We start from the raw sequence: 6607 nt of genomic DNA, 5'->3' as shown, positions 1-6607 counted from the left end.
AGGCGTCAACTATGTCGTGGAATCAGACAGTGACGTACCCGGAGGCGACCCGCGACCTCCTTCTCGGCAGCCTGCCGCCGCTCCTCACGACCTACCTCTCCCAGCTGGGCACGGCCGCGGCCCGCGGTGACCTGCTCATGGTCCAGCACCGGCGGGCGAGCATCCAGGCGGTCTGGTTCAACCTGCTCTTCGCCCTCAACCGCGTCTACCACCCGGGGGAGAAGCGCCTGCTGGAGCACGCGGGGCGCTGTGCGCTCGCGCCCGAGCATCAGGCGGAGCGGTGGACCCGGCTCTGCCGTCTGGGCGCGGACGACCCCGATCTCTACCCGGGTCTCCGGTCGCTCGTCGCCGACCTCACCGATCTCGTCGAGGCGGTGCCGCAGGGACCCGTCAGAGGGGCTGGAACATCGGGGGCTCCTGGTCCGGTGTGAGCGCGGTGGGCCCGTAGAGCCAGTCGACGAAGCCGTAGTCGTGCACGTCACGGGCTCGCATGACCGCGTTGCGCCAGAGCCGCTCATCACCGACGTGGTGCCACAGCTCGCCCCAGGCCCGCGCGGTGGTGAGGACGCGGCGGCAGTGCTCCGGGCGGACGGCGTCGTAGGCCGCGAGCGCGGCGTCCCAGTCGAGGCTGTCTGCCGTCGCGCCGGCCGCGAGCTGGGAGCCGACGTGCTCGGAGAGGACGTAGGCGTCCTCCATGGCCATGACGGCGCCCTGGGCGAGGTACTGGAGCGGCGCGTGCGCGGAGTCGCCGGAGAGCGCCACCCGCCCGGTGACCCACGTCGGGATCGGCTCACGGTCGAACATCCGCCACCAGCGGTCGCGCCACATGAGTGGCAGCCCGGCCCGCACCTCGGTGCACGTGTCGACGAACGCCGCGTCGAGCTCGTCCGGGGTTCCCCAGTCCTCCTCTCCCGCGAGCGCCTTCGGCGACTCGAACACAGCGACCTGGTTGAACATCTCGCCGCCCCGGAGCGGGTACTGCACGAAGTGGCACTTGGGCCCGACGTAGACCACGACGTCACGCATCGAGACGCCGAGCGCCTCGACCTGGGCCGCCGGGACCGCTCCGCGGTAGGCCACGTAGGAGGAGCTGACCGGCTCGTCGTCGACGAGGAGCGGCCGGGCGACCGAGCGGATCCCGTCCGCGGCGATCACGACGGGCGCGGTCTCGCGGCCGCCGGCGTGGATCGCGGTCGCCTGCCCGTCCTGCTGCTCGTAGCCCGTCACCGCGACGTCGGTGACGAGGTCGACCCCCGCCCGTTCGCAGGCCCGCAGGAGCACCCCGTGGAGGTCGCTCCGGTGGATGACCATGTAGGGGGCGCCGTACCTCGCCTCGACGTCCTTGAGGTCGAGGCGGGTCAGCTCGGAGCCGTCGACGGCATCCTTCATGACGATGTTCTCGGGCAGGACGCCGAGCGAGACGACCTCCTCGAGCAGGCCCCAGTGGTCGAGGATGCGGGTGCAGTTGGGGGCGATCTGCAGCCCGGCCCCGACCTCGCCGAACTCTGCGGCGCGCTCGAAGACCCGCACGCGCAGCCCCTTCCGGGTCAGGGCGAGGGCGTTGGACAGCCCGCCGATGCCGCCGCCCACGACGACGACGTCGACGGTGTCCTTGGTGTGAGTGGTCATGACGAGTCCTTTCGGGAGCAGCCGCGGTCAGAGCCAGCGGGGGAGGGTGGGGACCGCGCCGCCGTCGGCGAGCAGCCCGGTAGCCGGTCGGCCGGAGAGGTATGCCGTGAGCTGCGCGAGCGGCCCACGGACGGTGGTCGGGTGGCCGGCTCCGGCGACGGCCCACGTGCGCTCGTCGTCGGTCGGCGCCAACGCGACGGCCGGACCCTCGGCCCCGGCCGAACGCCTCGCCGTGATCTCGTCGAGGAGCGCGGCGTCGAAGGCCGAGGGAAGGTCGGCGAAGGTGACCGCGCCGCCGAGGTCGACGGCGTGCACCATGACCTCGCGCGACCGCAGCCACGGGATCTCCGTCGCGGGGACGGTGCGTCCCTGCGCGGTGCGGACCTCATGGGTCCACTGCTCCGCGGTCAACGTGTCGAGCGAGTCCGCGAGCCGGGCGGCCGACGAGGCCACCCAGTGGCGCAGCTGCGTCGCCGGCTGCCGCGACCCGGCCTCGATGTCGGCGTCGCGCTGCGCGGCCGAGGCGTACATCGGGGTCTCCTCGCCGGTCCGGGCCCACCGGGCCAGGTTGGCGAGGGCGTCGGCGTTGGCGGCCACGTGGGCGACGAGGTGCCTGCCGGTCCAGCCGGGCAGGGTGCCCGGGGCTGCGAGCGCCTCGTCGTCGAGGCTCTCGAAGGCCTTGAGGAACAGGGCCGTGCCCTCCTCCAGCCAGGCCCGGGTCAGGTCGGGAGCGGGAGCCATCAGCGTCGCCTGTCGTCCACGACGACGTTCTCGCAGCGGCCGAGGCCCTCGACCTCGGTGACGACCTTCTGCCCGGCCGTGAGGTAACGGGCGGGCTTGCGGGCGTGGCCGACTCCTCCTGGGGTTCCCGACGCGATGAGGTCGCCCGGCTGGAGCGTGATCATCGTGGAGACGTACTCGACGAGGGCGACCGGGTCGAAGAGCAGGTCGCCGGTGTTGTCCTCCTGCACGACCTCGCCGTCGACCTCGGTGCGGATCGCGAGGGTCGGGCGCACCCCGCCGGGCAGCTCGTCCGGCGTGACGAGCCAGGGGCCGACCGGGGTCGTCGCCTCCCAGTTCTTGCCCTGGAGCCACTCCCTGGTCCGGAACTGCCAGTCCCGGGCCGTGACGTCGTTGAGCGTCGCGAAGCCAGCGATGGCGGCCTCGGCCTCGGCGGTCGTCGCCCGGCGCACGGGTGCGCCGATGACGATGGCGAGCTCGCACTCCCAGTCGAGCGCGTCGGTCTCGACGGGCCGCCGGATGTCGTCGTGCGCCCCGATGAGCGTCTCGGCGTACTTGCTGAAGAGCGTCGGGTACTCCGGCAGGTCCCGTCCCATCTCGAGGATGTGGCCCCGGTAGTTGAGCCCGACGCAGACGACCTTCCCCGGGCGGGTCACGACCGGTGCGTATGCCGCTCTGCCGAGGTCCACGGTCGCGCCGGCTGCCGCTGCGGTCGCGTCCTGCCAACCGGGCTGTGCGAGGAGGGAGCCCACGTCCGACGCGCCGAGGCGGATGCCGGTCGTGCCGTCGACGCGGACCGCCTCGGTGGTGCCGTCGGCGTTGCGGATCGTGGCGAGCTTCATCGGGGGAGTCCTTCGAGTGCCGGGGAGACGGAGGTGCGGGCGAGGTTGAGCGACTCGAAGATCGGGCTGTCGCTGAAGCGGAAGAGGTCGAGCGCGCCGGAGTCCGAGTCGGAGGCCGAGGCCTCGGAGCGGATCGACAGGGGCTGCCACGACGGCACGACGAAGAGGTCGCCCCGGGTGACGCTCCAGGTCGTGTCCCCGACGGTGACCGTCCCGGCGCCGTCGAAGACCTGGAAGACGGACGAGCCGACCTCCTGGCGCGGGGCGGTCTCGACGCCGCTGCGCACGCGGTGGAACTCGGTGCGGATCGTCGGCAGGACGTCGCCGCCGGTCGTGGGGTTGGTGAAGCGGACCGCGGCGTGGCCGAGCTCGAGCGTCCCGGCATACCCCTCGTCCTCGAGGTCGAGCTGGTCCTGGAGGGCCCGGTCCGTGTCGGCCCAACGGTAGGCGAGCAGGGGGCTCGCGGGCATCGGCCCGGGGACCGACACCGGGCGCAGCCCCGGGTGGCCCCAGAGGCGCTGCGAGCGCGAACGCTCGGGGGTGGCCCGCTCGGCGTCGGAGATCTCGTCGCGGCCGAACTCGAAGAACTGGGACTCCGTGTAGTACTGGAACGGGATGTCGAGCCCGTCGATCCAGGCCATCGGCTTCGCGGCGGCGTTGTGGTGGGCGTGGAGGTTCCAGCCCGCCTGCGGGAGGAAGTCGCCGCGGTTCATCGGGACGGGGTCCCGGCCCACGACGGTCCACACGCCCTCGCCCTCGACGACGAAGCGGAACGCGTTCTGCGTGTGGCGGTGCTCGGGTGCGTCCTCGCCGGGCATGAGGTACTGGATCGCGGCCCAGAGCGTCGGCGTCGCGAACGGGCGGCCGCCGAGCGTCGGGTTCGCCAGGGCGATGGCCCGGCGCTCGCCGCCGCGGCCGACGGGCACGAGGTCACCCGCCCGGTCGGCGAGGTCGAGGAGCGTCTGCCACTGCCAGCGGTGCGGGGTGGCCTTGCTCTGCGGGTGGGCCGGCATGAGGTCGCCGATCTCGGTCCACAGCGGGACGAGGAGCTCGTCCTCGAAGCCGCGGTAGAGGGCCTCGAGCTCAGGCGTGGGGGTGGGCTGGTCGGGCGCGTGGACCGCCTCGATCCGTACGGGCGAGGTCGCTGACTGGGTCATGGTCGTTCCTTTCGGGTCTGGGGCGGTCAGTGGACGAGGACGTCGGCGGTCGGGCGTCCGGTCACTGCAGGCTTCGTGACGGCGGCCGTCACCGCGAGCAGGACGGCGGCGAGGCCGGCCGCGACGGAGAAGGCGAGGAAGTTGCTGCCGACGCCGAGCCCCGCGTCGAGGAGCAGGCCGCCGACCTGAGGTGCGAGGACGGCGCCGAGTCGGCCGACCCCGAGCGCGAAGCCGAGCGAGGTGCCGCGCAGCTTGGGCGGGTAGTGGCTCGCGACCGCCGCGATGATGAGGCACTGCGTGCCGTGCGTTCCGACGCCGGCGAGGATGAGCGCCGCGTAGATCGGTGTGGCGTCGGTTGGGTAGGTGAGCAGGTACGCGAGGGCGACGGAGGCCACGGCGGCGGCCGCCACCGCGCTCCGGAGCGGACCGAAGCGCACCCCGGCCCAGGCCGTGACGACGGAGCCGAGGACCGCACCGAGGTTGAGGGCGAGGAGGAAGGCGAGCGGCTGGCCCATGTCGAAGCGGGGGTCGGAGCCCATGAGCTTGGGCAGCCACGTGCCGAGGCCGTACCAGGCGAAGAGGGTGGCGACGGTGGCAGCGGCGAAGAGGACCGTCGGCCGGAGGAACCGGCCGCGCAGGATCGTGCGGAAGCCGGGGGCGTGGTGCCCGCCGGAGTGGTCGCTCGGGTCGTGGACGAGGCCGAACTGTGCCTCGACGGCCTTGCCCTCCGCGACTCGTCCGTGGGCGCGCAGCCACGTGGGCGACTCGGGGAGCAGGAGGTAGCAGAGCGGGAGGAGGACGAGGACGGCCGCGAAGGCGACGGCATACATCGAGCGCCAGCCGTAGGCCGGCAGGAGCCACAGGCCGAGGAGCGCGGCGATCGAACCACCGATCGGGACACCCGACATCATCATCGTCGAGACGGCCGAGCGGTGCCTGCGCGAGACGAACTCCGCCGTCAGGGCGTTGGCCGACGGCACGAGGCCGCCGAGGCCGAGGCCCGCGAGGAAGCGGAAGGTCCCGAAGACGCCGGCGCTCGGGGCGACCGCGCAGAGGGCGGTGAAGACCGAGAACCAGAGGGTGGCCCAGAGGATGGTGCGACGGCGGCCGAGCCGGTCGGAGAGCAGGCCGGCAGCGAGGGCGCCGACGAGCATGCCGGCGAAGGCGAGGCTGCCGATGAAGCCGGCGGTGGTCGGGGTGAGGTCCCAGCCCTTCTCCTTGAGGAGGCTGGGCAGGGTCGTCCCGTAGACGATGAGGTCATAGCCGTCGAAGACGACGATGAGCCAACAGAGAACAGTGACGAGCCAGGCGGGTCTGTTCGCGCGGCTCGCGGCCAGGGGCCGATCCAGGGAGAGGGGCGTCGTTGCCATGGAGACGATGGTGAACTAGGTTCGACATGGCGGAATAGAAGATTCTGCTGTGCAGAACGCTGGACCGAGGAGCCTCAGGATGAAGAACCGGCCGCAGTACGCCCTGACGAGCGTCGACCATGCGCTGCGCCTCGCCGTGTTGCTCCAGGTCGAGGGCCCGCTCAGCGTCTCCGACGCGGCCGAGCGCCTCGGCGTTGCGCGCTCGACCGCCCACCGGCTCCTGTCGATGCTCGTCTACCGCGACTTCGCGCGGCAGGGCGAGGACCGTCGCTACCACGCCGGCCCGGTCATCTCCCTGACCGCCGACTCCCAGTCGCGAACCGCGCTGCTGCGGACGGTCGCGATGCCGCACCTGCACGCCCTCGTCGGCCGGCTCAACGAGTCGGCCAACCTGCTCGTCCTCGCCGGCGACTATGCGCGCTTCATCGCCTCCGTCGAGGGCACCCAGGCCCTGCGGGTCGGCACCCGCGAGGGGATGGTCTTCCCGGCGCACCTCACCTCGGGCGGCAAGCTCATGCTCGCCGACCTCACGTCCGACGAGCGGGCCGAGCTGTATGCCGCCGAACGCTGGGACGGGCGCGAGGACGACCGCCCCGACCTCGGCGCCCTCGACAAGGAGCTCGCCGTCGTCCGCGACCGCGGGTTCGCCATCAACAAGGACCGCACCGAGAGCGGGGTCACCGCGATCGGGCGCGGCATCCGCGTCGGCGACCGTGTCGAGGCGGCCGTCACCGTGTCGATGCCGACCGTCCGCTTCGACGAGTCACGGCTCGTCGACGTCGTCAGTGCCCTCGCCCTGACCGCCCGCGACATCGAGCACGACCTCCAGGACGCCCTGCGCGTCGAGTCGCACCCCTGACCGCCCGGG

The 6607-nt window shown here is 72.7% G+C and carries 7 protein-coding genes; 2 read left to right on the top strand and 5 right to left on the bottom strand.

Annotation, left to right across the window (positions count from 1 at the left end):
* Positions 1 to 431, top strand: a 431-nt coding sequence (locus N865_RS21970) for a DUF4037 domain-containing protein (RefSeq protein ID WP_211244921.1), incomplete at its 5' end; no start/stop codon positions are given.
* Here N865_RS21970 and N865_RS17530 read toward each other — a convergent pair.
* The 5 genes from N865_RS17530 to N865_RS17510 are packed head-to-tail and all read right to left on the bottom strand — an operon-like array spanning position 391 to position 5739.
* A complete protein-coding gene (locus tag N865_RS17530) occupies positions 391 to 1629 on the bottom strand; it encodes an FAD-dependent oxidoreductase (RefSeq protein WP_034808733.1) in 1239 nt (412 codons plus the stop codon). The two genes, N865_RS21970 and N865_RS17530, sit on opposite strands and share 41 nt — an antisense overlap.
* Positions 1630 to 1656: 27 nt before the next feature.
* Entirely contained in the window at positions 1657 to 2370 is a 714-nt protein-coding gene (locus tag N865_RS17525; protein WP_034808730.1) for a maleylpyruvate isomerase family mycothiol-dependent enzyme, read from the bottom strand.
* On the bottom strand, positions 2370 to 3212 hold the full coding sequence (locus N865_RS17520) for a fumarylacetoacetate hydrolase family protein (RefSeq protein ID WP_034808727.1): 843 nt from the start codon (positions 3210 to 3212) through the stop codon (positions 2370 to 2372). The genes N865_RS17525 and N865_RS17520 overlap by 1 nt, the downstream gene beginning before the upstream one ends.
* Positions 3209 to 4369 (bottom strand): cupin domain-containing protein, encoded by a 1161-nt coding sequence (locus N865_RS17515; RefSeq protein WP_034808725.1) that lies wholly within the window; start codon positions 4367 to 4369, stop codon positions 3209 to 3211. The genes N865_RS17520 and N865_RS17515 overlap by 4 nt, the downstream gene beginning before the upstream one ends.
* Before the next feature lie 26 nt (positions 4370 to 4395).
* Positions 4396 to 5739, bottom strand: coding sequence for an MFS transporter (locus N865_RS17510; RefSeq protein WP_051510901.1), 1344 nt, complete (start codon positions 5737 to 5739; stop codon positions 4396 to 4398).
* A 79-nt stretch (positions 5740 to 5818) separates the two neighbouring features.
* Here N865_RS17510 and N865_RS17505 point away from each other — a divergent pair, with 79 nt between their 5' ends.
* A complete protein-coding gene (locus N865_RS17505) occupies positions 5819 to 6598 on the top strand; it encodes an IclR family transcriptional regulator (RefSeq protein ID WP_034808723.1) in 780 nt (259 codons plus the stop codon).
* Positions 6599 to 6607: the final 9 nt, after the last annotated feature.

This window comes from Intrasporangium oryzae NRRL B-24470, assembly GCF_000576595.1.
GTDB lineage: Bacteria > Actinomycetota > Actinomycetes > Actinomycetales > Dermatophilaceae > Intrasporangium_C > Intrasporangium_C oryzae.
This window is presented reverse-complemented; position numbering and strand designations above follow the sequence as displayed.